Below are 26,063 nucleotides of genomic sequence, written 5' to 3' on the forward strand. Positions count from 1 at the left end.
GAAGCGAGAAAACTGTGAGCACGGCATCGCGCCTCCCGAAAACCGTCCAGCAATGGACGTCCAAGCTTCCGACCGAAGTCAATGCCGCCGTACGCCGGCTGGCGATGTTGTCCCTTATCGGGCAGACCATCCTGGTGGTGACCGGAGGGGCTGTGCGGCTCACGGCGTCAGGCCTGGGCTGCCCCACCTGGCCCCGCTGCACCAGCGACTCCTTGGTGAATACGCCCGAAATGGGAATCCACGGTTTCATCGAGTTCGGCAACCGCCTTCTGACGTTCGCCCTGGCCGCCGTCGCCGCGTTGATGCTGGTGTACCTGTGGAACCTCCGCAAGCAGCGCCGTGACCTCTTCCTGCTGGCCCTCGGCCTCCTTGCCAGCATCCCGGCGCAGGCCGTCATTGGCGGCATCACAGTTCTCTCCAACCTCAACCCCTGGGTCGTTGGACTCCACTTCCTGGTTTCCATGGCCTTGGTGGTCTTCGCCACCCTGCTGGTCAACCGGGCTTACGGGCGCACAGGCCATTTCATGAACCGGACACTGCCCGCACTGCCTGCTGTGACGCGTCCCGTGATGATGGCGGTTGCCGTATTCTCAGCGCTCTCGGTGATGCTCGGCGTCGTGGTTACAGGCGCCGGCCCGCACGCAGGTGACGCCGATGCTCCGAGGAACGACCTCGACTGGGACCTCTTCTCACACATCCACGCGATTCCTGCGTACCTCATCACAGCCGGGACGTTGTTCGCCGTTTTCCTGGTTGTCTGGCGCAAGATCAGCGGTCCGTTCCGCACTGCTGCCCACCTCTTGTTGGGCGTCACGTTGATTCAGGCGGCCATCGGATTCACCCAGTACTACAACGGCATTCCCGCCCTTCTGGTGGGTGCCCACATGCTCGGTGCTGCACTCCTGATGAGCGCAGCTACGAACGCCGCGGATGTGGCCAAGCACAGTCCGGTCGGCTAGCCGCGCACGTTCGTGTAGGCGGAGTTTGTCCGATTGCCGTGGTTCGGTTGGCCGCCATAAGGGTGGCCAACCGAACCACGCTGCGTTGTGACAGCGTTTCTTAAGGCGCCGAGTCCACCACTGACGTCCTCACAGACGTCCATGCCGCAGCCGTGTTGGCCGGGATGCCGGATTGGCTACTAGATACACTGTTCGCTCTACGCTGGGGAGTTCTTACGCCCACACGGCGTCAGGGGCCCGCCTCGTGTTCTATGTGAGCGAGCGTGGGCGGGATGCCGTAGGGATGTGAGCGAGCGTCGGGCTCAAGCGGGAGGGATGTGAGTGAGGGTCGGGGGGAAGCGGGAGGGATGTGAGCGAGGGTGGGGAAACGGAACGACGTCGGCACCCGGGTGAGTGCCGACGTCGTCGGATATTGCTGCGCTTGTGAGCGCCGGGGTCAGCCGCCGATGAGCGGCGACCCGATGAACGGGTCAACGGCAAGTGCGATGAAGAGCAGTGTCAGGTAGCTGATGGAGCCGTGGAAGACCTTCATGGCGCCCTTGTTGGAGACGTCGCCGCCCTGTGCCCGCTTGTAAAGGGCGTGGCTTTCGTAGAGGAACCAAGCACCGGCAGCTACGGCGCTGATGGTGTAGACCCAACCGGCCCCGCCGACGGGAATCATCAGCAGTGAGCAGGCGACCATGGCCCAGGCGTACAGGACCACCTGCACCGAAACAACCTTGGCACCGGCGATGGCTCCGAGCATGGGAACGTTGGCGTTGCGGTAGTCCTCGCCGTAGCGCATGGACAGCGGCCAATAGTGCGGGGGCGTCCAAAGGAAGATCACCATGAACAAGACGATCGCGGGCCACTCAACGGTGTTGGTCACCGCAGCCCAGGCAATGAGGACGGGGAAGCAGCCCGCGGCGCCGCCCCAGACGATGTTCTGGGCTGTGCGGCGCTTGAGGATCATGGTGTAGATGACCACGTAGAACACAATGGCACCCAAGCCGAGCCATGCCGACAGCGGATTGGCGCCGAACCACAGGATGGCGATGGACGCGGCGCCCAGGATCCAAGCGAACACCAGGGCTTCGCGAGGTGATACTTCGCCTGTCACCAAGGGGCGCTTTTCCGTGCGGTGCATCAGTTTGTCGATGTCACGGTCGATGTAACAGTTAAAGACGCCGGCGCTGCCCGCTGCGAAGGCGCCGCCCACGAGGGTCGCCAGGATGAGTCCGATGGAGGGGAAACCGCGCTGGGCGAAAATCATCGTGGGGAGAGTGCTGACCAGGAGCAGTTCAATCACGCGGGGTTTGGTCAGTGCCAGATACGCCTTTAGCTTACGGGAAGTTCCGATGCTCCCCCGGGCCGGGGAAGCGTTCACGGGCGTATCAGTTGTGCTCACGGCGGCAGTCACTCTGTTCTATGCTCTGGGGTTCTCACAGCGGTTGTTCGTCCCGGTCGTTGAAGCAAACGTGGGCGCATGAACCGCTGGTGGCCTCCAAATATCATACCGTGGACGGAAGTGGCCCGATGTCCGCAAAAAACGTCAATGTTTCCGAATCTTCACTGCCGGCGGAGGCAATCGTGATTCATATAAGGGAATTTCTGTCCAGTTAGTGGGATTCCCTGAGTTCCGCGACACGTTTGGGGCTAAGCTGTTGAGCAGAACAGCACACGTTGATCATCCGGGAAACCGTATTCTCGGATATCCGTGGGTCTGGATGAGAGATCAACGTTTCAATGGTGAACGGCTGGTAGACACATTGCAGCGGGCGCCATCCTGTGCTTCCTGCGTGCCGTGTCCATACGCCTGCCGTCAGCACAGAGAGGGGCTCGGTTTTCGTGCCACATTTGGAAGAGCAAGAACTGTCATGGACCGATCTGGACAAGAAGGCTGTTGACACGGTTCGCGTGTTGGCTGCCGACGCCGTGGAGAAGGTCGGCAACGGCCACCCCGGTACGGCAATGAGCTTGGCTCCGGCAGCATACTTGCTGTTCCAGAAGCTGATGCGCCATGACCCGAAGAACCCGGACTGGCTTGGCCGCGACCGTTTCATCCTGTCCCCCGGTCACACCTCGCTGACCCTGTACATCCAGCTGTTCCTCTCCGGCTACGGCCTGGAACTGAAGGACCTTGAGGCACTGCGTACCTGGGGTTCGCTGACTCCGGGCCACCCGGAGTACAAGCACACTGCAGGTGTGGAAATCACTACAGGCCCCTTGGGCCAGGGCCTGGCATCCGCCGTCGGCTTTGCCTACTCGCAGCGCCGCCAGCGTGGCCTGTTCGACGCCGATGCTCCCGCCGGCGAGTCGCCGTTCGACCACACCATCTGGGTCATCGCCTCCGACGGCGACCTCCAGGAAGGCGTGACCTCCGAGGCGTCCTCGCTTGCCGGCCACCAGGAACTGGGCAACCTCGTAGTGATCTACGACGAGAACCACATCTCCATCGAGGATGACACCGACATCGCGTTCACCGAGGACGTCCTGAAGCGGTACGAGGCCTACGGCTGGCACACCCAGCGCGTTGACTGGACCCGTCCCAGCGAAAACAATCCGACCGGCGACTACGTCGAAGACGTCCAGGAACTGTACTCGGCCCTGCAGGCAGCCAAGGCTGAGACCAACAAGCCGTCGATCATTTCCCTGCGCACCATTATCGGCTACCCGGCACCGAAGAAGCAGAACACCGGCAAGATCCACGGTTCGGCCCTGGGCGCCGAGGAAGTCGCAGCACTGAAGACCGTGCTCGGTTTCGACCCGGCCAAGTCCTTCGACGTGGACGAAGAAGTTCTGGCCCACGCCCGCAAGGTCCTTGACCGTGGAGCCGAGTCACGCGCCGCGTGGCAGGAGTCCTTCGAGGCCTGGCAGTCCGCGAACCCGGGGGCCGCAGCCCTGCTGGAGCGTGTGGAAGCGAAGAAGTTGCCGGCCGAGCTTGACGCCGCACTTCCGGTCTTCGAGGCAGGCAAGGACGTTTCCACCCGTGCGGCATCGGGCAAGGTCCTGAACGCCATCGGCCCCGTCCTGCCCGAACTGTGGGGCGGCTCCGCCGACCTCGCCGAGTCGAACAACACCACCATCGAGGACTCGCCGTCGTTCATTCCGACGTCACGTTCGACGGACGCCTGGAAGGGCAACCCCTACGGTCGCGTCCTGCACTTCGGTATCCGTGAGCACGCAGCGGCCTCGATCGTCAATGGAATTTCCCTTCACGGCCGTACCCGTGCGTTCTCCGGCACGTTCCTGATCTTCTCGGACTACCAGCGCCCCGCCATCCGCCTTGGCGCACTGATGGGCGTTCCGTCCCTGTACGTCTGGACGCACGACTCCATCGGCCTTGGTGAAGACGGTCCTACCCACCAGCCCGTGGAGCAGCTCGCTTCGTTGCGTGCCATTCCGGGCCTGGACGTCGTCCGCCCGGGCGACGCAAACGAAGTCTCCGCTGCCTGGAAGGCCATGCTGGAGAACCACGAGAACCCCGCCGGTATCGTGCTGACCCGTCAGAACATTCCCACCTACGCCCGCGGTGAAGGCGAAGCCACCGGTGATACCTTCGCATCCACCGCAGGTGTGGCCAAGGGCGGCTACGTCCTGGCCGAAGCCTCCAAGGACGGCGAAACCGTTGACGCGCAGGTCATCCTGATCGGCACCGGCTCCGAAGTCCAGCTCGCTGTCGCAGCCCGTGAAGCACTGCAGGCCGAAGGCATCGCAGCCCGCGTTGTTTCCATGCCCTGCGTTGAATGGTTCAAGAAGCAGGACGAGGCCTACCGCGAATCCGTCCTGCCCGCAGCAGTGAAGGCCCGCGTTTCCGTGGAAGCCGGCCTGGCACTGGGCTGGCGTGAATTCGTCGGCGACGCCGGCCGTTCCATCTCGCTCGAGCACTTCGGCGCCTCGGCTGACTACAAGCGGCTCTTCAACGAATTCGGCATCACCGCCGAAGCCGTTGCGGCCGCCGCCAAGGACTCCCTCGCAGACGCCTCCGCGTAACAGCCTGATACCTCACAACAGGAGAAATCACATGTCTACAACTCCCACGCAGCAACTCTCCGACGCCGGCGTTTCGATCTGGCTCGACGACCTCTCCCGCACCCGCCTGGAAACGGGCACCCTGCAGAAGCTCATCGACGAGAAGAACGTCGTTGGCGTTACCACCAACCCGTCCATCTTCCACGCCGCCATCACGGCCGGCACGGACTATGACGCGACCATCGCAGCCAAGGCCGCAGCCGGTGCCAGTGTCGAAGAGACGATCTTCGAAATCACCACCACTGACGTTGCCGACGCCTGTGACCTCTTCGCACCCGTCGCAGCAGCCACCAACGGCGTGGATGGCCGCGTTTCCATCGAGGTGGACCCCCGCCTCGCCTGGGACACCGAGGGCACCATCGCCGAGGCCAAGAACCTCTACGCGAAGGTCAACAAGGACAACGTCCACATCAAGATCCCGGCAACCCTCGAGGGCCTCGAGGCCATTACGGCCACCCTGGCCGAGGGCATCAGCGTCAACGTCACGCTGATCTTCTCCCTGGAGCGCTACCGTGCGGTCATCAACGCCTTCCAGTCAGGCCTGGAGCAGGCCAAAGAGAACGGCCATGACCTCTCCAAGATCCACTCGGTAGCCTCGTTCTTCGTCTCCCGCGTCGACACCGAGATTGACAAGCGCCTGGACGCCATTGGAAGCGAAGAGGCCAAGGCCCTCAAGGGCAAGGCGGGCGTCGCCAACGCCCGGTTGGCCTACCAGGTCTACGAAGAGCTCTTCTCCACCGAGCGCTGGGCAGTGCTGGCCGAGGCCGGCGCACTCCCCCAGCGTCCGCTCTGGGCCTCCACCGGCGTCAAGGACCCGGCATACCCGGACACGCTCTACGTCACCGAGCTCGTTGCCGCCGGCGTGGTCAACACCATGCCGGAGAAGACCCTTGACGCCACGTTCGACCACGGCGTGGTCACCGGTGACACCATTACCGGTACCTACGACGAAGCGAACGAGACCCTCAACGCCCTTGAGGCACTCGGCGTCTCCTACAACGACGTCGTGAAGCTCCTTGAGACCGAAGGCCTTGAGAAGTTCGTTGCTTCCTGGAAGGAACTGCTCGCCGACGTTGAAGGCGCCCTGGCCACCGCACGGAAGGCTTCCTAACCCACCATGAGCACACTCAGCTACGACGCCAGCGGTGCTGCGCAGCAGGCCATCGCCAAGCACATCGACAACCTGGTCGAAGACAGGATCGCTACCCGCATCTTTGCAAAGGACCACACCTTGTGGGGTCCCGATGCCGAGTCCGAGTCGGCAATCCGCCTCGGCTGGGTAGAAGCCGCTACGGTTTCCCAACCGTTGGTTGCGGACATCCTGGAACTTCGTGATGCCCTCCGATCCGAAGGCGTCTCTCGCATTGTCCTCTGCGGCATGGGTGGGTCCTCCTTGGCCCCCGAGGTCATAGCCGGGACTGCTGGCGTCGAGCTGACTGTGCTGGACAGTACGGACCCCGAGCAAGTCAGCGCCGCCTTGGCGGACCGCTTGGCTGAAACGGCCATCGTTGTTTCCTCCAAATCCGGTTCCACGGTGGAGACAGACTCGCAGCGACGCGTATTCGAAAAGGCGTTCAACGACGCCGGCATCGATGCCAAGGGCCGCATCATTATCGTCACCGACCCCGGTTCGCCGCTGGACAAGGCCTCCCGCGAGGCCGGCTACCGCGCCGTTTTCAACGCGGATCCCAACGTTGGCGGCCGCTTTTCGGCCCTGACCGCCTTCGGCCTTGTCCCCAGCGGGCTTGCCGGGGTGGACATTCAGGCCTTCCTCGATGAGGCCGAAGAAGGAGCCGAAATCCTGAACGACGATTCTACGGACAACATCGGCCTGGCCTTGGGCATCGCCCTCGGCGGTACGAGCCCGCTCCGGAACAAAATCGTCATCGCGGAGGACGGTTCCGGAATCGTTGGTTTCGCGGACTGGGCCGAGCAGCTTATCGCCGAGTCGACGGGCAAGCTCGGCACCGGCGTCCTTCCGGTCGTCGCAGGTCCGGACTCCCCCGAAGCCCTCGGCGGCGCTGACGATGTCCTGGTCGTCCGGCTGGTTGGCGCGGATTCCGACGTCGAACTGCGCGAAAATGAAGTTGCCGTTGCCGGTGGCCTGCCTTCACAGATGTTCCTCTGGGAGTTCGCTACCGCCGTTGCGGGACGTCTCCTGGGCATCAACCCCTTCGACCAGCCCGACGTCGAAGCTGCCAAGGTTGCAGCCAGAGGCTTGCTGGACGCCCGCCCGGAACCCACTCCTGCGGCGTTCACCGACGGTGCCGTAGAGGTTCGTGGCGGCGACTGGCTTGGTTCCGCAGCCTCGGTGACTGAAGCCGTCCAGGCCCTGCTGGGCCAGCTTGGCACCGACGGCTACCTCAGCGTCCAGGCATACCTTGACCGCATCTCCCACGCCCCCCTTGAAGGGGTCCGCGAAGAGCTCGCAGCAGTCAGCGGGCGTCCGGTCACTTTTGGCTGGGGTCCGAGGTTCCTGCACTCCACCGGGCAGTTCCACAAGGGTGGTCCCGCCATTGGCGTGTTCCTGCAGATCACCGCGGCGTCATCGACCGACCTTGAGATTCCTGAGCGTCCGTTCACCTTCGGGCAGCTCATCGCTGCCCAGGCGTCCGGTGACGCTCAGGTCCTCGAAGGCCACGGACGGCCGGTGCTGCGCCTTCACCTCACCGAGCGCGCTGCAGGCGTAGCTCAGCTTCAGGAAGTCGTCGCTGCGTTGGCCGGCAAGGCCAGCACACTCGAAAGCTAAGGCACTTAGACAAACATGCCAGAAACTGAAAACGGCAGGAAGAACGGGGCCCTGCGGAATCCTTTGAGGGATCCGCGGGACCGCCGCCTGAACCGCATTGCCGGGCCGTCCTCGTTGGTGTTCTTCGGAGTCACCGGCGACCTTGCCCGTAAGAAACTTATGCCTGCGGTCTATGACCTGGCCAACCGTGGTTTGTTGCCGCCTAGCTTTGCCTTGGTCGGTTTCGGGCGGCGCGATTGGGACAACGCGGACTTCGCGGCCGAGGTCAAGGAAAACGTCAAGGCGCACGCGCGGACCAAGTTTGATGAAGCGGTCTGGGAGCAGCTCGCTTCCGGCATCCGTTTCGTCCAGGGCGAGTTCGACGACGACGACGCTTTCGAGCGTCTGGGCGACGTTCTGGACGAGCTCGATGAAACCCGAGGCACGCGCGGCAATCACGGCTTCTACTTGTCCATCCCGCCGAAGGCCTTCGAGCAGGTCTGCCGGCAGCTGTCCAAGCATGGTCTGGCGCAGGCCCAGCCCGGTCAGTGGCGGCGTGTGGTGATCGAGAAGCCGTTCGGGCATGACCTCGAGTCCGCGCGTCAACTAAACGACATTGTGGAGTCGGTGTTCCCGCCGGATGCTGTGTTCCGGATTGACCACTACCTGGGCAAGGAGACGGTCCAGAACATCCTGGCGCTTCGCTTCGCGAACCAGTTGTTCGAGCCTCTGTGGAACGCCAACTATGTGGACCATGTGCAGATCACCATGGCAGAGGACATTGGCACCGGTGGTCGGGCGGGCTATTACGACGGCGTGGGTGCGGCCCGCGACGTCATCCAGAACCACCTGTTGCAGCTTCTTGCCTTGACGGCAATGGAGGAGCCGATCTCGTTCAACGCCGATGACCTGCGCGCTGAGAAGGAAAAGGTCCTGGCAGCAGTCAAGCTGCCCGATGACCTGTCCACGCACTCGGCACGTGGTCAGTTCACCGGTGGCTGGCAAGGTGGCGAAGAAGTCCTGGGCTACCTGGACGAAGAAGGCATCCCGGCGGATTCGAAGACAGAGACGTATGCCGCCATCCGCGTGGACATCAATACCCGCCGTTGGAACGGGGTTCCGTTCTATCTGCGTGCCGGGAAGCGATTGGGCCGCCGCGTCACCGAGATTGCCGTTGTGTTCAAGCGTGCACCGAACCTGCTTTTCCGGGACCACGGCGAGGACGACTTCGGCCAGAACGCCGTGGTCATCCGTGTCCAGCCCGATGAGGGTGCCACGATCCGTTTCGGCTCCAAGGTCCCCGGTACCCAGATGGAAGTCCGTGATGTGACCATGGACTTCGGTTACGGTCACTCCTTCACGGAGTCCAGCCCCGAAGCGTATGAGCGTCTTATCCTTGACGTGCTTTTGGGCGAGCCGCCGCTGTTCCCCCGGCACCAGGAAGTCGAGCTGTCCTGGAAGATCCTGGACCCGTTCGAGGACTACTGGGCCGGACTTGATGAACAACCGCAACCGTATGCACCCGGCAGCTGGGGTCCGGCTTCGGCCGATGCCCTGCTGGCCCGTGACGGACGAACCTGGAGAAGGCCATGATCGTAGATCTTCCCAACACCACTACTTCCAAGATCTCCAAGAAGATCATGTCCCTGCGCGAGCAGGGTGGCGTGATCGCTTTGGGCCGGGTCCTGACCCTCGTGGTGGTGACCAAGTCAGGGCTGGAAGAAGAAGCCATCGAGGCGGCCAACGAGGCCAGCCGTGAGCACCCCTGCCGGATCATCGTCCTCGCGGACGCCGGTGTTGAGGGACCGGACCGCCTTGACGCGCAAATCCGGGTCGGTGGTGACGCGGGGGCCTCCGAGGTCATCGTGCTCCGCGGCCATGGCCACATGGCCCACGAAAGCGAATCGTTGGTAGCGGCCCTGCTTCTGCCGGATGCCCCGATCGTGGCCTGGTGGCCGCACGGAGCCCCGGAGAGTGCCTGCGAAACCTCGATCGGACGCATCGCCCATCGACGGATCACGGACTCCGCCAACGAACCCGATCCCCGCCTGGCGCTGGAGAACATCCGCGCCACCTACAAGGCAGGCGATACGGACCTCGCGTGGACCCGCCTGACCAACTGGCGCATGCAACTCGCCGCTGTCTTCGACCAGATGGATGGCGATCCCGTATCCGCCATCGCAGTGGAGGGCGCCTCCGACTCCCCCAGCACGCTGCTGCTGGCGGCATGGTTGAGCATGGCTTTGCAGGCACCGGTTACGATCGTTGCTGACCCCGCAGGCACAGGCATCCGCCGGGTGAGGCTTACAAGGGCCAGTGGTGATGTCCAGCTGTTCCGTCCGGGTTTGTCCGTGGCGGAGCTGACCCAGCCTGGCCAGCCGGCACAGCGCATTACGCTCCCCCGCCGCAGCCTCAAGGATTGCCTCGCCGAGGAACTCCGCCGGCTCGATCCGGACGAAGTCTTCGGAGAAGTGATTACTATGGGACTGCCACTTACCAGCCAGAGGAGAGTCCAAACCAGTGCACGCTGACCCAAGAGTAAGCATCCACCCCGACTCAAAGGTGCTGATGGCCGCCATTGCGGCCAGACTCATCACCAAACTGGTGGATGTCCAGGACAAGCACGGCGAGGCCACGGTGGTCCTCACAGGCGGAACGGTGGGCATCGGCACACTCAAAGCCGTGGCAGACTCTGCCGCAGCTCCAGCCGTGGACTGGTCCAGGGTCAACTTCTGGTGGGGTGACGAACGGTTCGTAGCCGCAGACAGCGACGACAGGAATACCCGCCAAGCCCACCAGGCGCTGCTGTCTCACCTGCAGGTGGACCCTGCCCGGGTCCACGAACCCGGGTCAGCCGATCAGTTCGCCACCGCGGCTGAAGCTGCTGCGGCCTACGAGGAAGAGCTCCGGGCAGCCGCGGAAGCCGAACACGCCGCGGACATGTCGGACGACAGGCCTGAAACCCCTGGAAAGCTTCCGCGGTTCGACGTTCTGTTGCTCGGAGTCGGGCCGGATGCGCACATTGCTTCGCTCTTCCCGGAGCAGGCGGGGATCCGCGAGAAGAGCCGCACTGTGGTTGGCGTTGAAAACTCGCCCAAGCCGCCGCCGTCGCGCATTTCCTTGACGCTGCCGGCCATCAACACAGCCCAGGAAATTTGGATGGTGGTGGCAGGCGAGGACAAGGCTGGTGCCGTAGGCCTGGCCTTGGCCGGCGCGAATCCCGTTCAGGTTCCGGCAGCTGGCCCTGTGGGCCGCTCCAGGACTTTGTGGCTCATCGACGAAAATGCGGCCTCACGTGTCCCCCAGCAACTGGTCCGAAAGGATCCCGCGGGCGCGTAACCGCTCCAACGCTCCGGCCAGGACAGCTTCGGCGTCTTGGCTGGAGCGTCTTTCTTTAACGTAGTCCAGATGGGACTTGAAGAGCTCCTCGTCGGCCCGGGGAGCAGCAGGGCGACCGGGATCCCGCGATGCCGGCATCCCGCATTTGGGGCAGTCCCAGGTCTGCGGAATCTGTTCGTCGGGAAGCTTAAGAAAAACAAGCCGCGTTTCGTGGCCCTTTGAACACCAATAGGGAACGCGAATACGCGGCAGTTGATCGCCCTGGCCGTGGTCACTGTGATTTCTTGCCTCGGATCCTTGGGCGACTCCTACACGAGTGCCCCGATAACCAGGCGTGCCATGAACCATCTTTGAACCCCTAACGACTCAGTGGTCGGCCGTCACGGCCCTGGAGGCATTGCAGCCAACAGGGTCAGTCTAATGCTGGGGGCCCGACGGCGGCACTGGTAGTTGCGTGCCGATCGGAACATAAAAATGGGGAGGCTCCCGTAAGGGAACCTCCCCGCCCTGCGGAGACTAGGAGTCGCCGCCGGAGCTGAAGCGCATGATAAGTCCCAACCCGATGATGACAACGCCCCACGTAATACCAAGAATGATGGTGAAGCGGTTCAGGTTGCGCTCGGCCACGCCGGAGGAACTCAATCCGGAGCTCATTCCGCCACCGAACATGTCGGACAAACCGCCGCCACGTCCCTTGTGCAGGAGTATGAGCAGCGTCAGCAGAAGGCTGGTGATGGCCAGCAGAATCTGCAGGATGATTTGAAGAACGTCCACGACGGCCTTTCGAAGAAGCGGAAAACGGGAGCCGGACTAGTCCGTGACGAGGTGGCTCTCGAACCTGACAATGTTAGCAAATTCAGCGGGGTCGAGGCTGGCGCCACCCACAAGAAGTCCATCTACGTCTGTTTCAGCCATGATAGCGGCCGCGTTGTTGGCTTTGACGGATCCTCCGTAAAGCAAGCGCGTCTTGGCGGCGACGGCATCATTGAACAGAACTGCCAGTTCCGCGCGGATGGCCGCACACATTTCCTGTGCGTCCCCCGGGCCGGCGACTTCACCGGTACCGATGGCCCAGACGGGCTCATAAGCCACCACGAGTTCAGCGGCTTGTTCGTCAGTCAGTCCCTCGACTCCGGCACGCAGCTGGGCGAGAGTGTGCTCCACGTGGGTTCCCGCCTGGCGGATGTCGAGGCCTTCTCCAACGCAAAGGACCGGGGTGACTTCATGACGGAAGGCGGCCTTCACCTTGGCGTTGAGGACCTCGTCTGATTCGTTATGGATGGTGCGGCGTTCGCTGTGGCCCACCAGGACGTAGGAGCAGCCGAGCTTGTTAAGGAACTGGCCGGAGATGTCACCGGTGTAGGCTCCGGAGTCGAACTGGGACAGATCCTGTCCACCATAAACGACGTCGAGCTCGTCACCCTGGACCAGCGTCTGGACACCACGGAGGTCGGTGAACGGCGGGAACACGGCAACCTCGACACGGGTGTAGTCGTGGTTCGCGTCGGACAAGGTCCAAGCGAGCTTCTGCAGCAAGGTGATGCCTTGCACGTGGTCCATGTTCATCTTCCAGTTACCGGCGATGAACGGCCTGCGGACAAAGTTGCCGTTGGCGGAGGTAGTCACATGTACTCCAAGGGAATGCGTCGGGATGTTGAACGGCCGGCAGGACGCTGTGGCGTCCTGCCGGCCGAGTTGGTGCTTTAGCGGTCCAGGACGCTCAGTCCGGGAAGGTCCTTGCCTTCAAGGTATTCCAGGCTGGCGCCGCCACCGGTGGAGATGTGGCCGAACTGCGAATCGTCGAACCCGAGGGTCCGGACGGCTGCGGCGGAGTCGCCACCGCCGACCACAGTAAAGGCCACCGTGTCGGTCAACGCCTGCGCGATGGCACGGGTGCCATTGGCGAACGCTTCGAACTCGAAGACGCCCATGGGACCGTTCCAGAAGACCGTCTTGGCGCCTTCGATTTGCGCGGCAAAAGCGGATGCTGATTCCGGTCCGATGTCCAGGCCGATGCCGGAAGCGCCGAAAGCACTGTCCTCGATGGCATCTGCCTTGACTACCTCATGCTCGGCATCCGCGGCGAAGCGGCTGGCGACCACGACGTCGGTGGGAATGACGAAGGATGTGCCTGCGTCGGCGGCACGCTTCAGGTAGTCCTGGACGACCGGAATCTGGTCCTCTTCGAGCAGGCTGCCGGCTACCTTGTGCCCTGCAGCTGCAAGGAAGGTAAACAGCATGCCGCCACCTACGAGAATGGTGTCAGCCTTGCCCAGGAGGTTGTCGATGACAGCCAATTTGTCGGAGACCTTGGAGCCGCCGAGAACCACCACGTAGGGACGCTGGGTGTCCGTGGTGAGCTTCCGCAGGACCTCTACCTCAGTGTGCACAAGGTCACCAAGGTAGGAGGGCAGCCGCTTTGCGACGTCGAAGACGCTCGCATGCTTGCGGTGGACCGCTCCGAAGGCGTCGTCCACGTATGCTCCGTTGCTGCCCGTGAGGGCAACCAGCTCGTCAGCGAAGGTGCCGCGCTCGGCGTCGTCCTTGCTGGTCTCCCTGGCGTCAAAGCGGACGTTCTCCAGGACGAGGACTTCACCGTCCTGCAGAGCAGCAGCGCGTTCCTTGGCGGACGCGCCAACAGTATCCGCAGCAAGCTGGACCTTGAAGTCCGCGAGTTCCGTGAGGCGCTCGACAGCGGGCTTCAATGAGTACTTTTCTTCGGGTGCGCCCTTGGGGCGTCCAAGGTGGGCGGTTACGAGCACACGGGCACCGGCGTCCGAGAGCTTCTTGAGGACCGGGAGGGAGGCCTTGATGCGGCCGTCGTCGGTCACTGTAGAGCCGTCGAGCGGCACATTCAGGTCACTTCTGACCAGAATGTACCGCCCGCGGACACCTTCAGCGATGAGTTCGTTGAGGGTGTGAGATGTCATGTGTCTACCCTAGCCCAGCTTGGATGCAACGAGCTCCGTGAGGTCTACGAGGCGGTTGGAGTAACCCCACTCGTTGTCATACCAGGAAACAACCTTGACCTGGTTGCCGATGACCTTGGTCAGGCCCGAGTCAAAGATGGACGACGCGGGGTCCCCAACGATGTCGGAGGAGACGATCGGTGCGTCGGTGTAGGTGAGGATGCCGGCCCACTGCTCGGACTCGGCTGCGGCCTTGACGGCTGCGTTGACTTCCTCAACCGTGACTTCGCGGGAAACGGTAACCGTGAGGTCCGTTGCGGAACCGGTGGGGACGGGAACGCGGATAGCGTAACCGTCGAGCTTGCCCTTGAGCTCCGGAAGCACAAGGCCGATGGCCTTGGCTGCACCGGTGGAGGTGGGAACCATGTTGATGGCTGCGGCGCGTGCACGGCGGAGGTCGCCGTGCGGGCCGTCCTGCAGGTTCTGGTCAGCCGTGTAGGCGTGGACCGTGGTCATGAGGCCACGCTCGATGCCGAAGGCGTCGTTGACTACCTTGGCCAGCGGGCCGAGGCAGTTGGTGGTGCAGGAGGCGTTGGAGATGATGTTGTGCGCTGCGGGATCGTAGAGATCCTGGTTGACACCCATGACGATGGTGATGTCTTCATCGCTGGCAGGAGCGGAGATGAGGACCTTCTTGGCGCCGGCGTCGATGTGCTTCTGGGCTGCTGCGGCCTTGGTGAAGAAACCGGTGGATTCGATCACGATGTCCACGCCGAGGTCGCCCCAGGGGAGGTTGGCGGGATCACGCTCTGCAAGGACCTTGATGGACTTGCCGTCGACTACCAGGTTTCCATCGACAACTTCCACGGTCTGGGTGAGGCGTCCACCGACGGAGTCGTACTTCAGGAGGTGGGCGAGGGTCTCAGGGCTGGTGAGGTCGTTAACGGCAACGATCTCGAGGTCAGCGCCCTGGGCCAGTGCTGCGCGGAAGTAGTTACGGCCGATGCGGCCGAAGCCGTTGATACCAATACGGGTGGTCACTATGTGTCAATCTCCTTGGTGCTCTTGCAAGCACGCCTAGTGAGTCGGATCAGATATTTCCAACTAACAGACCCCGCACGTCGTTGGGCAGAGGTGATTATCAGATCGGAGGGCGACCAGCCACGTTGCTGAAGGCTAACCGCCTTCCGTGATCCATCTTACGTTTAACTAAGCCTGCCCCCGCAACTGCGGAGGCAGGCTTTTCAGCATTTCGGCCCAATTCACGCAAAAAGTGACTTTTGTTACATCCGCGTGAACCGGAACTCACCAACTACAGGACGATAAGGCCCGTTGCGTTGGTGCGGGCTGCTTCAAAACGCTTGGCGACGTCGGCCCAGTTGGCGATGTTCCAGAACGCCTTGACGTAGTCAGCCTTGACGTTGACGTAGTCCAGGTAGAAGGCGTGCTCCCACATGTCGAGCATGAGCAGCGGGGTGGTGCCGACTGCTACGTTGCCCTGCTGATCGTAGAGCTGTTCGATGACCAGGTTTCCACCGATGGGCTCGTAGGCCAGGAAGGCCCAGCCGGAGCCCTGGAGACCGAGGGCTGCTGCGGTGAACTGTGCACGGAAAGCATCGAACGAGCCGAAAGCGTCGTCGATGGCGGCAGCGAGTTCGCCTTCGGGCTTGTCGCCGCCATCCGGGGAGATGTTGTTCCAGAACACGGAGTGGTTGATGTGGCCGCCGGTGTGGAACGCGAGGTCCTTGGAGAGGCGGTTGATGTTGGCGAAGTCACCCTTGTCGCGGGCTTCGGCGAGCTGGGCGAGGGCGTTGTTGGCGCCTGCAACGTAGGCAGCGTGGTGCTTGCTGTGGTGCAGCTCCATGATCTTCGCCGAAATGTGCGGCTCGAGTGCTGCGTAGTCGTAGCCGAGCTCGGGCAGAACGTACTCTGTCACGAAATCCTCCAATGTAATGGACTAGCGTCCGGTTTGGTAACTCTCGTTATGTTCATCCGGCCGGCGGGCCAACCGGAAATCCTTGGGGAAGAAGCTGCTCTTGCCTCCCCCGGGAACAACCCGTGGGTGCCTCACAGTATTTCCTCCCTGCTGTCCCGATTCTATGGGTGCTTACTACTCGTCCATCATTTCGGGAGTCACATTTGCCTCAGTCCCGGGAATTCCGAGGTCCAGGGCGCGCTTGTCAGCCATGGCCAGGAGCCGGCGTATACGGCCCGCAATCGCGTCTTTGGTCATGGGCGGGTCGGCAAGCCGGCCGAGTTCGTCAAGGCTCGCCTGCTTGTGTGCCACGCGGAGTTCGCCGGCGTATTTGAGGTGGTCCGGAACGTCGTCGCCCAGAATCTCCAAGGCTCGGTCCACCCTGGCGCCGGCAGCCACTGCGGCCTGGGCCGAGCGGCGAAGGTTGGCATCGTCAAAATTGGCCAGCCTGTTGGCGGTGGCCCTGACTTCCTTCCGCATCCGCCGTTCCTCCCACACCATGAGGGCGTCATGGGCGCCCATCCTCGTCAGGAGGGCGGCGATGGTGTCTCCGTCCCGGATCACCACGCGGTCCACACCGCGCACTTCACGAGCCTTGGCCTGGATGCCAAGACGTCGGGCGGCGCCGACCAAGGCCAGGGCCGATTCCGGCCCCGGGCAGGTTACCTCGAGGGAGGAGGAACGCCCCGGTTCGGTGAGGGAGCCGTGGGCGAGGAAGGCGCCCCGCCATACTGCTTCGGCGTCAGCGGCCGAACCGTTGACTACCACTGACGGTAGACCGCGGACCGGTCGCCCACGGCCATCCAACAGGCCTGTCTGGCGTGCCAGGGCTTCCCCGTCGCGCACAACGCGGACCACGTAGCGGCTTCCGCGCCGCAAGCCGCCACCTGAAACGACGATGATTTCGCTTTGGTGGCCGTAGACTTCGGCAATCGCGGCCCGCAGGCGCCGTGCCGTGGAGGCGAGGTCGACTTCAGCCTCAATGACGATCCGGCCGGAGATGATGTGCAGTCCGCCGGCGAAGCGCAGCATTGCAGAAACCTCCGCTTTGCGCACCGAAGATTTCTTGATGTCCAGCCGGGACAGTTCGTCCTTGACCGACGCAGTAAGTGCCATCGCGTATTCCTAACTGTTCCCGAAAATATCGTGGTAAGCCGCTGCCAGCAGCAATGGGTCATGGACTGGGCGGCGCCTCGACGCCCCTACTCTACCCAACACCACTTCAGCCCCGATCATCCCGGCAGCCTTTTCAAAGGCCTTGATGTCCTGGACTGCCGCGGGATCGGCGAGGACCACGTCCACGCTGAATTCCGGTGCGTAGCGCCGCAGTACGTCAAGGTGGTCGGCAGCAGTCATGCCGGAGGTCTCTTTGGTTTCAACGTCCAGGTTCATGGTCAGGCAGCGCTTGGCTGCCGTGTCACCAAGGGCCTGCCGCAGCTCGGGAAGCAGCAAATGCGGCAGCACGGAGGTGTACCAGGAGCCCGGACCAAGGATGACCCAGTCAGCAAGTTCTATTGCGGTCAGGGCTTCCGTGCAGGCGGGAGCGTCCTCGGGAAACAGCTTGACCTCTTCAAGTTTGCCCGCGACCGCACACTTGGCCTGCCCGCGCACGGTATGAAGCTCATACCCGCCATCCGGCAGCTCCCTGCGGGCCTTGCCTTCGATGGTCAGCGGGATACTGGACATCGGCAACACCTGGCCGCGCGCGCCCAGCAGTGCCCCCGCCCACTTCAGGCCGGCTACGGTGTCCCCCAGCAGCTCCCAGAGCGTGACGATCAACAGGTTGCCCATGGCGTGGTTGTCCAGGGATCCGCCCTTGGCCGATCCCGGCTTGAAGCGGTGCTGCATGACGTCGCGCCAGGTGCGGCCCCAGTCGGTGTCGTCGCACAGCGCGCTTAGTGCCATCCGGAGATCTCCGGGCGGGAGGACGCCGTACTCCTCCCGCAGACGCCCGGAGGATCCGCCGTCGTCCGCTACCGTGACAATGGCGGTCAGCTCAGAGGTGAGCAGCCGCAATGCCGAGAGTGAAGCCGCCAGGCCGTGCCCGCCGCCCAGGGCGACAACGGACGGACTCTTCTTCTGTTGGCTTCCGGGCACGCCTTTGGGCGGGATGAGGGGCAGCGGGCCCGTAAGGACCCCCACTACTCGCGTCCCAGGTCGCGGTGGGCGGTGGTAACGGTCACCCGCGGATACTGGGCAAGTCGTTTGGAAAGCTCGACGGCGACAGCCACCGAACGGTGTTTGCCGCCGGTGCAGCCAACAGCCAAGGTGGCGTAGTGCTTGTTCTCCTGGCGGTAGCCATCAAGGACCGGTTCCAGCGCCTTGACGTACCGGTCGACGAACTCCTGGACGCCGTTGGCCCCCAGTACGTAGTCGCTGACGTCTTCGTCAAGGCCCGTATGCGGACGCAGCTGCGGGACCCAGTGCGGATTGGGAATGAAGCGGGCGTCGGCGACGAAGTTGGCGTCAACGGGCAGGCCGTACTTGAAGCCGAAACTCATGACGTTCAGTCGCAGAGTCACCGGTCCCGTGTCACTGAAGAGCTCGGTGATGGCGGTGGCAAGGCCGTGGACGTTGAACTCGGAAGTGTCCAGGACAACGTCGGCGTGCTCGCGCAGTTCCCGCAGGACCTCACGCTCGATGCCGATGCCATCGAGGATCCGGCCGCCGCCCTGCAGCGGGTGCGGCCGGCGGCCCTGCTCGAAACGGCGGACCAGGACGTCGTCCTTCGCATCAAGGAAGAGCACCCGGAACGTAATACCGCTGGCGCTCAGAGCGCCCAGCGCCGTCTGGATGTCCGTGAACAGGTCCTTGCTGCGAACGTCCACCACCACTGCAAGCTTGGGAATGGACTTGGGGGCATGGGAAACGATCTCAGCCAAGGTCCCCAGCATCTGCGGCGGCAGGTTGTCCACGACGTACCAGCCGTGGTCCTCAAGGGCATCCGAAGCAGTGCTGCGGCCTGCCCCGGACATGCCCGTAACGACCAAAAGCTCCGCCTCGGGCGGCTTAACGGGCGTCAGGCCGTCCTGCTCCGTGCCGGACCCAGCCGTTGCCTCATCCATCAGTTGTCCCCGTTTCCTCGCAAAAGTTCATAGCTGCGTGCGTCCCCCCACCGGACACGACCAAGTACACGTGGTCTCCGGCTCCGGAATGCGGCAGCGGCCAAGTTCTTACCCTAGCTAAGATTCGATGATTTCGCCGGTGGTCATGTTCACGGCAGGCGCAGTTTCGACGTCGTCGGCTGTTGAACCCAAGTGCTGTACCACGGCGGCGGCCAGCGCGGGACCGATGCCCTTTGCTGACGTCAATTCCTCTACTGAGGCAGCCTTGATCTTCTTGAGCGAGCCAAAATGCGCAACCAGTGCTTTGCGTTTGGCCTCGCCCAGCCCCGGAACGCCGTCCAGGACCGAGACCGTCATGGCCTTGCCCCGCTTTTGCCGGTGGAAGGTGATGGCGAAACGGTGGGCTTCGTCACGGATTCGTTGCAGGAGGTACAGACCCTGGGAGGTTCTGGGCAGGATCACCGGGAAGTCGCTGTCCGGAAGCCACACCTCTTCCAGGCGTTTGGCCAACCCTACGACGTAGACGTCGTCGATCCCGAGGTCTGCAAGGGCGCGCGCAGCGGCGTTGACCTGCGGCTGACCGCCGTCGACCACCACGAGGTTGGGCGGGTACGCGAACTTGGCCTTCGGTGCCGGTGAGGTACCGTCCGACGGCGGTGCTTCCGTAACGCCGCTGGAGGCGGACCGCGTCGGGTTGACGATCTCGCCGGACACGACAGGTACCTGGGCCGCTTTGTCCGTCAGATAGTGCCTGAACCTCCGCGTCAGGACGTCATGCATCGCTGCGGTGTCGTCGGCAGCGGCTGCCCCCGTAATGGAAAACTTGCGGTAGTCGGCTTTTTTCGGGAGTCCGTCCTCGACCACCACCATGGAGGCAACCACGTTCGTTCCCTGCACGTGGGAAATATCGAAACATTCGATGCGCAGCAAGGGGACCGGGATATCCAGGGCCTCCTGGAGCTCCTGGAGTGCCAGCGAACGGACGGTGATATCCCCCGCCCGGCGGGTCTTGTGAAGCTTGAGGGCTTGCTCGGCATTCTCACGCACGGTGGACATCAACGCTGCCTTGTCGCCGCGTTGGGGAACCCGGATGTCCACTTTAGCGCCACGCAATCCCCCAAGCCATTGCGTGAGTTCGTCATGGTTGCTGGGGTTCTCCGGCACCAGGACTTCGCGGGGGATCCTGCCCTGTACCTCGCTGTCTTCCCCATAAACCTGTTGCAGCAGGTGCTCGATGAGTTCCGGAGTGGTGGCGTCCTCGACCTTCTCAACAACCCAGCCACGTTGCCCACGGACCCGACCTCCTCGGACGTGGAAGACCTGGACGGAGGCTTCCAGTTCGTCATCGTGCAGGGCGAAGACATCGGCATCGGTGTCCTCGGCAAGGACCACGGCGTTGCGCTCAAACACCTTGCGCAGGGCGATGATGTCGTCCCTCAGCCCCGCAGCTTTCTCGTAGTCAAGCTCAGCCACCGCCGCTGCCATGTCCTTCTCCAGCCTGCTGATGAAGCGCTTGGCCTCTCCGCCCATGAAGGAACAGAAGTCTTCGGCCAGGACCCTGTGCTCATCGGGAGTAACCCGTCCCACGCAGGGTGCCGAGCACTTGTCGATGTAGCCCAGCAGGCAAGGACGGCCACTGGCCTGGGCCCGCTTGAAAACGCCTGCACTGCAGCTGCGGACCGGGAAGACCCTGAGGAGCGTGTCCATGGTTTCCCTGATGGCACCGGCGGTATACGGTCCGAAGTACCGTGTGCCTTTCCGGCGTTCCCCGCGCATGACCTGCACCCGGGGAAATTTCTCGCCCATGGTCACGGCCAGGTACGGATAGGTCTTATCGTCACGGAAGACCACGTTGAAGCGCGGCTTGAATTCCTTGATCCACGTGTACTCGAGCTGCAGCGATTCCAGCTCGCTCCCAACCACAGTCCACTCAACGCTGCTGGCTGCATGGACCATGGCATGGGTCTTCGGGAGCAGCCCGGCGGGGTTGGCGAAGTAGGAGTTCAGCCTGGAACGGAGGTTCTTTGCCTTGCCCACATAGATGACCCGGCCATGGGGGTCACGGAAACGATAGACGCCCGGGGTGGTGGGAATTTCACCCGTGCGGGGCCGGTAACTTGATGGATCTGCCACAGATCCAGTCTAGTGAACCGGACCGACTCCCAAGTGCGCGGACAGCTGGCCAGAATGCCTTAGTCCACCGACTTGCTCTGGTTGTAGCTCCCGGAACGTTCCTGGCCGCTGAGCAAGGCAATCGCATCCATGATCTTGTCCGTGACTTCCCGGCGCGCCGGCAGGGAATGGTCCGGTCCCGTCTTTTCAAAGTACAAGGGCTCGCCCACCTTCATGGTGAAGTGTTGGGGACGCACAGCGTTCTTGTCCGCCGGTTGCAGTTTTTCCGTGCCGATGAGGCCGACAGGGATCACGGGCGCTCCTGTGGTCAAGGCCAACCACCCGACGCCGGTCCGGCCCCTGTAGAGAATTCCATCCCGGGACCTGGTGCCCTCGGGATAGATGCCGATGCCTTTTCCGGATTCGAGGATATCCAGGAGCGTCTTGAGGGCCTGCACACTGGCGGCCTGCTCGCCGCGCTCCACGGGAATGGATCCTACTGCCTCAAAGAACGACTTCATCACCGCACCCTTAACGCCTTTGGTGGTGAAGTATTCGGCCTTGGCAAAGAAGGCAACAGGACGCGGCATGAGCGCTTGCACGATCACGCTGTCCAGAAAGGAAAGGTGATTCGGAGCCACAATGAAGGGGCCGCTTTTGGGCACGTTTTCCAGACCGATGACCGTTGGCCGGCAAGTGGATGAAATCAGTCCACGGGTTGTCCACCGGATCGCATCAAAGACTGCCATCGTTTTGTACCTCGCTAAGGGCCGTCGCGCGGACAGCATCAAGTTCTTCAATTCGCGTACGAAGTTCCAAGGCAGTCTTTACTACCGCCACGGCACCGGCTTCTTCGAGTTCCCCGTCGGGCGCAAAGCCCCAGCTGACACCTATGCAGTCCAAGCCATTGGCCATGGCGCCTGCAACATCCTGGTACCGGTCCCCCACCATGACTGCCGGCTGCGACCGCAGGTCGGCGAGTGCAGCGCCAACTATTTCGACCTTGCCCGGAGCTGTATTGGCTCCAATTGACTCGTCATCGGCCGCGCCTCTGATCGAAACAAAGAAATCAGCAATCCGATGGTGCTCCAGGACCAGGCGCGCAATGGACTGCGGTTTCTGCGTCGCTACGGCCACCGGGCGCCCAGCTTCTGCAAAGTACTCGAGGAGTTCGAAGATTCCCGGGTAGAGCTTGCTTTGCCCTATACCGGTTTCTTTGTAGTGGCGCCGGTAGCGCTCAATGGTTTCATCCACGACGGCGGCGGGAACGCCTGCCAGGTTCAGAAGGGAATCGCTGAGCTTGGGACCCACCATCGAATTCAGGACGGCTTGTTCGGGAACGGGAAGGCCCATTTCGCGGAGGGCGGCCGAAATGCCTCCGGTGATACCGCCGGCAGGATCGACAAGGGTGCCGTCCAGATCGAATATTACGGGCACCTTTGTTTGAGTCACGAGGGTTAGTTTCTCACGAGTAGCGGCATGCCTGAAACTCGCATGCCGCTACCGGAATACTTCTACCCCAGAATTTCCGCGAGGAAAGTCGCAGTGTGGCTCTCAGTGGATTTGGCGACTTGCTCCGGCGTTCCGGTCGCGACGATTCGTCCGCCGCCGGAACCGCCGTTGGGACCGAGGTCCACGATCCAGTCGGCCGACTTGATGACATCCAGGTTGTGCTCGATGGTGATGACGGTGTTGCCCTTGTCCACCAAGCCCTGAAGGACCATGAGCAACTTCCTGATGTCTTCGAAGTGCAAACCGGTGGTGGGCTCGTCCAGGACGTAGATGCTGCGGCCGTTGGAACGCTTCTGGAGCTCTGCTGCGAGCTTCACGCGCTGTGCCTCGCCGCCGGAAAGCGTGGTGGCGGGCTGGCCGAGCCGGACATAGCCAAGTCCCACATCCACCAGGGTGTTCAAGTGCCGGGCGATCGGAGTGAAGGCAGCAAAGAATTCCGCACCCTCTTCGATGGGCATATTTAGGACGTCCGCGATGGTCTTGCCCTTGTAGTGCACCTCCAGCGTTTCACGGTTGTAGCGCGCACCGTGGCAGACCTCGCATGGAACGTAGACATCCGGCAGGAAGTTCATTTCAATCTTCAGCGTGCCGTCGCCTGAACATGCTTCGCAGCGGCCACCCTTGACGTTGAACGAGAACCGCCCTGGCTGGTAACCACGTACCTTTGCCTCGGTGGTCTCCGCGAAAAGCTTGCGAATGTTGTCAAAGACACCGGTGTAGGTTGCCGGGTTGGAACGCGGTGTGCGCCCAATGGGACTCTGGTCGACGTGCACAACCTTGTCCAGATGCTCAAGGCCCGCTACTGAGCGGTGGCGGCCCGCCACCTGCTTTGCGCCGTTGAGCTTATTGGCAAGGACTTTGTAGAGAATCTCGTTGACGAGAGTGGATTTGCCCGAGCCGCTGACCCCTGTCACAGCCGTGAAGAGTCCCAAAGGGAAAGTAGCGTCGACGTTGTTGAGGTTGTTCTCGCGGGCGCCAACAACCTTCAGCTCGCGCTTCTTGTCATACTTGCGGCGTTTGGCAGGAACATCGATCTTTCGACGGCCGGCGAGGTAGTCACCGGTAAGGGACTTCGTGTTTTCGAGGAGTTCCTTGTAGGTGCCGGAGTGAACCACCTGGCCACCGTGCTCGCCGGCGCCCGGTCCGATGTCGACCACCCAGTCGGCCTCATGAATGGTGTCTTCGTCGTGTTCGACCACGATGAGGGTGTTGCCAAGGTCCCGAAGCCGGGTCAGTGTCTCAATAAGCCGGCGGTTGTCGCGCTGGTGCAGCCCGATGGAGGGTTCATCCAGGACGTAAAGGACGCCCACCAATCCCGACCCGATCTGGGTGGCAAGACGGATACGCTGTGCCTCGCCACCGGAGAGCGTACCGGATGGCCGTTCGAGGTTGAGGTACTCCAGGCCGACGTCAAGAAGGAACGTCAGGCGGGCCTGGATTTCCTTCAAGACCTGGTTGGCGATCTGCGCTTCCCGGTTTGTCAGGGTCAGGCTGCCCAGGAATTCCGCGCACTCCCGCATGGGAAGGGCAGCAACTTCGGCAATCGACTTTCCGTTGATCAACACGGACAACGATGCCGGGTTCAGGCGGGCACCGTTGCACTCCGGGCACGGAATTTGGCGCATGTATTCTTCGTACCGGTCGCGGGCCCAATCCGAGTCCGTTTCACCATGCTTGCGGTGAACGTACTGGATGGCGCCTTCGAAACCGGTGCTGTACTTCCGCTCACGCCCAAATCGGTTGCGGTACTGGACAACAACCTTGTGGTCCTTGCCATGCAGCACTGTGTTCCGGACGTCCTTGGGAAGCTTTTCCCATGGCGTCTTCATGGAGAAACCGAGTTCCTGCGCGAGACCTTCCAGCAGACGGTTCCAGTACTCAGTGGTGGCTGTGCCCAGGGACCACGGTGCAATGGCACCTTCACCCAGGGAAAGCTCAGGGTTGGGGACGATCAGTTCTTCATCAACCTCAAGCTTGGTTCCAATGCCGCTGCAGGCGGAGCAGGCACCGAAGGGGTTGTTGAAGGAGAAGGACCGGGGCTCGATTTCATCGATGGCCAAGGGGTGTTCGTTCGGGCAGGCCAGATTTTCCGAGAAGGCCCTGATTCGTGCCGGGTCCTCGGCGTCGAGATCAACGAATTCCACCAGGACGCGGCCTTCGGCCAGTCCGAGGGCGGTCTCTACAGAGTCGGTGAGGCGTTGGCTGATCTCATCCTTCACCACCAGGCGGTCAACTACGACCTCGATGGTGTGCTTGAACTGCTTGCCCAATTTGGGGGGATCGCTCAGCTGGACAAGCTCGCCGTCCACCCGGGCACGGGAGTAGCCCTTGGCTGTCAGCTCCTTGAAGAGGTCGACAAATTCACCCTTGCGGCCACGAACCACCGGGGCAAGAACCTGGAAGCGGGTACCGACTTCAAGTTCCAGCAACTGGTCTACGATCTGCTGGGGCGTCTGCCGCGTAATGGGCTCGCCACAAACTGGGCAATGCGGGCGTCCAACGCGCGCCCACAGCAACCGCATGTAGTCGTAGATTTCGGTGATGGTGCCCACTGTGGATCGTGGGTTCTTGCTGGTGGACTTCTGGTCGATCGACACTGCGGGCGAGAGGCCTTCGATGAAGTCGACATCGGGCTTGTCCACCTGGCCCAGGAATTGGCGGGCGTACGCGGACAATGACTCGACGTACCTGCGCTGGCCTTCGGCAAAAATGGTGTCGAACGCAAGGGACGACTTGCCCGAGCCGGAAAGTCCTGTAAAGACGATCATGGCGTCGCGCGGGAGGTCCAGATCCACGTTGCGCAGATTGTGCTCCCGGGCGCCCTTGACTACCAGCCGTGAGAGATCCGGCTTGGCTGGCTTGTTATCAGAAACGACGGAAGCGCTGTTCAGGGAATCGATGGCTGCATCTTCAGCTAAGGCTTTGGGCACCCACCAATGCTAATCGAAAACTTCTTCGAATTTCCATGTCGTGCCTCACATGCTACCGATCGGTATCAATCGGCGTCGTACGCAGCGGCAAAAAGCTGTACGGCTTCCGCGAAGGAAGCGCCCTGGGCCTTGGCGGCGGCCGCGTACTGCGCAGCGACCTCGGCCAGAGCACCCCAACGGTCGTCCCTGGCGCAGACCACAGTTCCGTTGCGGCCGTGCGTCGCAACAACCCCGGCAGCTTCAAGTTCCTTGTAGGCGCGCGCCACCGTGTGCGGGGCCACGTCGAGTATCCCTGCCAGGTTCCGGACCGGCGGAAGCTTCGATCCGACCGCAAGGGACCCTGAGTCAGCGAGTTCGATGATCCGGAGCCTTAACTGCTCAAAAAGCGCCACAGCGCTTCCGGCATTGGGCCGCCAATTTCCCGGGAACTCCCCTGCGGGAGTCACAACGAGCTCCCGGAAGGCGCTGGAGCCACCAATGGTGGTCGATCTGGATTACGTCCTTGGTCCATGCCGAGAATTAG

The 26,063-nt window shown here is 62.5% G+C and carries 22 protein-coding genes; 7 read left to right on the top strand and 15 right to left on the bottom strand.

The window, feature by feature from the left end; translation table 11 throughout:
• The first annotated feature begins 14 nt into the window (after positions 1 to 14).
• Complete coding sequence (locus tag PQ627_RS00670) at positions 15 to 959, top strand: COX15/CtaA family protein (protein ID WP_274257824.1); 945 nt, start codon at positions 15 to 17, stop codon at positions 957 to 959.
• A gap of 436 nt (positions 960 to 1,395) precedes the next feature.
• Here PQ627_RS00670 and PQ627_RS00675 read toward each other — a convergent pair whose 3' ends face one another.
• Positions 1,396 to 2,358 (bottom strand): heme o synthase, encoded by a 963-nt coding sequence (locus PQ627_RS00675; protein ID WP_144658777.1) that lies wholly within the window; start codon positions 2,356 to 2,358, stop codon positions 1,396 to 1,398.
• A gap of 428 nt (positions 2,359 to 2,786) precedes the next feature.
• Here PQ627_RS00675 and tkt point away from each other — a divergent pair, with 428 nt between their 5' ends.
• From tkt to pgl, 6 genes are read left to right on the top strand one after another with little or no spacing between them, the layout of a single operon-like run.
• Complete coding sequence (gene tkt / locus PQ627_RS00680) at positions 2,787 to 4,931, top strand: transketolase (protein ID WP_274257827.1); 2,145 nt, start codon at positions 2,787 to 2,789, stop codon at positions 4,929 to 4,931.
• Between the two features lie 31 nt (positions 4,932 to 4,962).
• Complete coding sequence (gene tal / locus PQ627_RS00685; protein ID WP_144658776.1) at positions 4,963 to 6,081, top strand: transaldolase; 1,119 nt, start codon at positions 4,963 to 4,965, stop codon at positions 6,079 to 6,081.
• 6 nt (positions 6,082 to 6,087) lie between these two features.
• Complete coding sequence (locus tag PQ627_RS00690; protein WP_274257831.1) at positions 6,088 to 7,719, top strand: glucose-6-phosphate isomerase; 1,632 nt, start codon at positions 6,088 to 6,090, stop codon at positions 7,717 to 7,719.
• A 15-nt stretch (positions 7,720 to 7,734) separates the two neighbouring features.
• A complete protein-coding gene (gene zwf / locus PQ627_RS00695; RefSeq protein WP_274257833.1) occupies positions 7,735 to 9,291 on the top strand; it encodes a glucose-6-phosphate dehydrogenase in 1,557 nt (518 codons plus the stop codon).
• The gene (locus PQ627_RS00700) at positions 9,288 to 10,229 is read left to right on the top strand and encodes a glucose-6-phosphate dehydrogenase assembly protein OpcA (RefSeq protein ID WP_144658773.1); all 942 of its coding nucleotides are present in this window, start codon (positions 9,288 to 9,290) and stop codon (positions 10,227 to 10,229) included. Before zwf ends, PQ627_RS00700 begins: the two co-directional genes overlap by 4 nt.
• Positions 10,219 to 11,037: a 6-phosphogluconolactonase gene (gene pgl, locus PQ627_RS00705; RefSeq protein WP_274257836.1), complete on the top strand. Its 819-nt coding sequence runs from the start codon at positions 10,219 to 10,221 to the stop codon at positions 11,035 to 11,037. The genes PQ627_RS00700 and pgl overlap by 11 nt, the downstream gene beginning before the upstream one ends.
• Here pgl and PQ627_RS00710 read toward each other — a convergent pair.
• From PQ627_RS00710 to PQ627_RS00775, 14 genes are all read right to left on the bottom strand, one after another.
• Positions 10,990 to 11,385, bottom strand: a complete 396-nt coding sequence (locus tag PQ627_RS00710; protein WP_144658771.1) for an RNA polymerase-binding protein RbpA — start codon at positions 11,383 to 11,385, stop codon at positions 10,990 to 10,992. The genes pgl and PQ627_RS00710 overlap by 48 nt on opposite strands.
• Before the next feature lie 168 nt (positions 11,386 to 11,553).
• Positions 11,554 to 11,811 carry a preprotein translocase subunit SecG gene (gene secG / locus PQ627_RS00715; protein ID WP_144658770.1) on the bottom strand — a complete coding sequence of 86 codons (258 nt, stop codon included), beginning with the start codon at positions 11,809 to 11,811 and terminating at the stop codon, positions 11,554 to 11,556.
• A 36-nt stretch (positions 11,812 to 11,847) separates the two neighbouring features.
• Positions 11,848 to 12,663, bottom strand: coding sequence for a triose-phosphate isomerase (gene tpiA / locus PQ627_RS00720; protein ID WP_274257838.1), 816 nt, complete (start codon positions 12,661 to 12,663; stop codon positions 11,848 to 11,850).
• 77 nt (positions 12,664 to 12,740) lie between these two features.
• The gene (locus PQ627_RS00725) at positions 12,741 to 13,967 is read right to left on the bottom strand and encodes a phosphoglycerate kinase (protein WP_274257840.1); all 1,227 of its coding nucleotides are present in this window, start codon (positions 13,965 to 13,967) and stop codon (positions 12,741 to 12,743) included.
• Positions 13,968 to 13,976: 9 nt separating this feature from the next.
• Positions 13,977 to 14,987, bottom strand: a complete 1,011-nt coding sequence (gap, locus tag PQ627_RS00730; RefSeq protein WP_144658767.1) for a type I glyceraldehyde-3-phosphate dehydrogenase — start codon at positions 14,985 to 14,987, stop codon at positions 13,977 to 13,979.
• Positions 14,988 to 15,258: 271 nt separating this feature from the next.
• Positions 15,259 to 15,882, bottom strand: a complete 624-nt coding sequence (locus tag PQ627_RS00735; protein ID WP_144658766.1) for a superoxide dismutase — start codon at positions 15,880 to 15,882, stop codon at positions 15,259 to 15,261.
• 174 nt (positions 15,883 to 16,056) lie between these two features.
• Entirely contained in the window at positions 16,057 to 17,037 is a 981-nt protein-coding gene (gene whiA, locus PQ627_RS00740; protein WP_018777554.1) for a DNA-binding protein WhiA, read from the bottom strand.
• A gap of 9 nt (positions 17,038 to 17,046) precedes the next feature.
• Positions 17,047 to 18,063, bottom strand: a complete 1,017-nt coding sequence (locus PQ627_RS00745; RefSeq protein ID WP_262274956.1) for a gluconeogenesis factor YvcK family protein — start codon at positions 18,061 to 18,063, stop codon at positions 17,047 to 17,049.
• Positions 18,063 to 18,986 carry an RNase adapter RapZ gene (rapZ, locus tag PQ627_RS00750; RefSeq protein ID WP_144658764.1) on the bottom strand — a complete coding sequence of 308 codons (924 nt, stop codon included), beginning with the start codon at positions 18,984 to 18,986 and terminating at the stop codon, positions 18,063 to 18,065. The genes PQ627_RS00745 and rapZ overlap by 1 nt, the downstream gene beginning before the upstream one ends.
• Positions 18,987 to 19,103: 117 nt before the next feature.
• On the bottom strand, positions 19,104 to 21,119 hold the full coding sequence (gene uvrC, locus PQ627_RS00755; protein ID WP_274257849.1) for an excinuclease ABC subunit UvrC: 2,016 nt from the start codon (positions 21,117 to 21,119) through the stop codon (positions 19,104 to 19,106).
• 59 nt (positions 21,120 to 21,178) lie between these two features.
• Entirely contained in the window at positions 21,179 to 21,847 is a 669-nt protein-coding gene (locus PQ627_RS00760; RefSeq protein ID WP_274257851.1) for a lysophospholipid acyltransferase family protein, read from the bottom strand.
• Positions 21,834 to 22,550, bottom strand: coding sequence for an HAD hydrolase-like protein (locus PQ627_RS00765; protein ID WP_274257853.1), 717 nt, complete (start codon positions 22,548 to 22,550; stop codon positions 21,834 to 21,836). The genes PQ627_RS00760 and PQ627_RS00765 overlap by 14 nt, the downstream gene beginning before the upstream one ends.
• Before the next feature lie 62 nt (positions 22,551 to 22,612).
• Positions 22,613 to 25,540, bottom strand: a complete 2,928-nt coding sequence (gene uvrA / locus PQ627_RS00770) for an excinuclease ABC subunit UvrA (RefSeq protein WP_274257855.1) — start codon at positions 25,538 to 25,540, stop codon at positions 22,613 to 22,615.
• Positions 25,541 to 25,605: 65 nt separating this feature from the next.
• Complete coding sequence (locus tag PQ627_RS00775) at positions 25,606 to 25,986, bottom strand: GntR family transcriptional regulator (RefSeq protein ID WP_144658759.1); 381 nt, start codon at positions 25,984 to 25,986, stop codon at positions 25,606 to 25,608.
• Positions 25,987 to 26,063: the final 77 nt, after the last annotated feature.

The organism is Paenarthrobacter sp. AB444, assembly GCF_028736865.1.
Classification (GTDB): domain Bacteria; phylum Actinomycetota; class Actinomycetes; order Actinomycetales; family Micrococcaceae; genus Arthrobacter; species Arthrobacter nicotinovorans_B.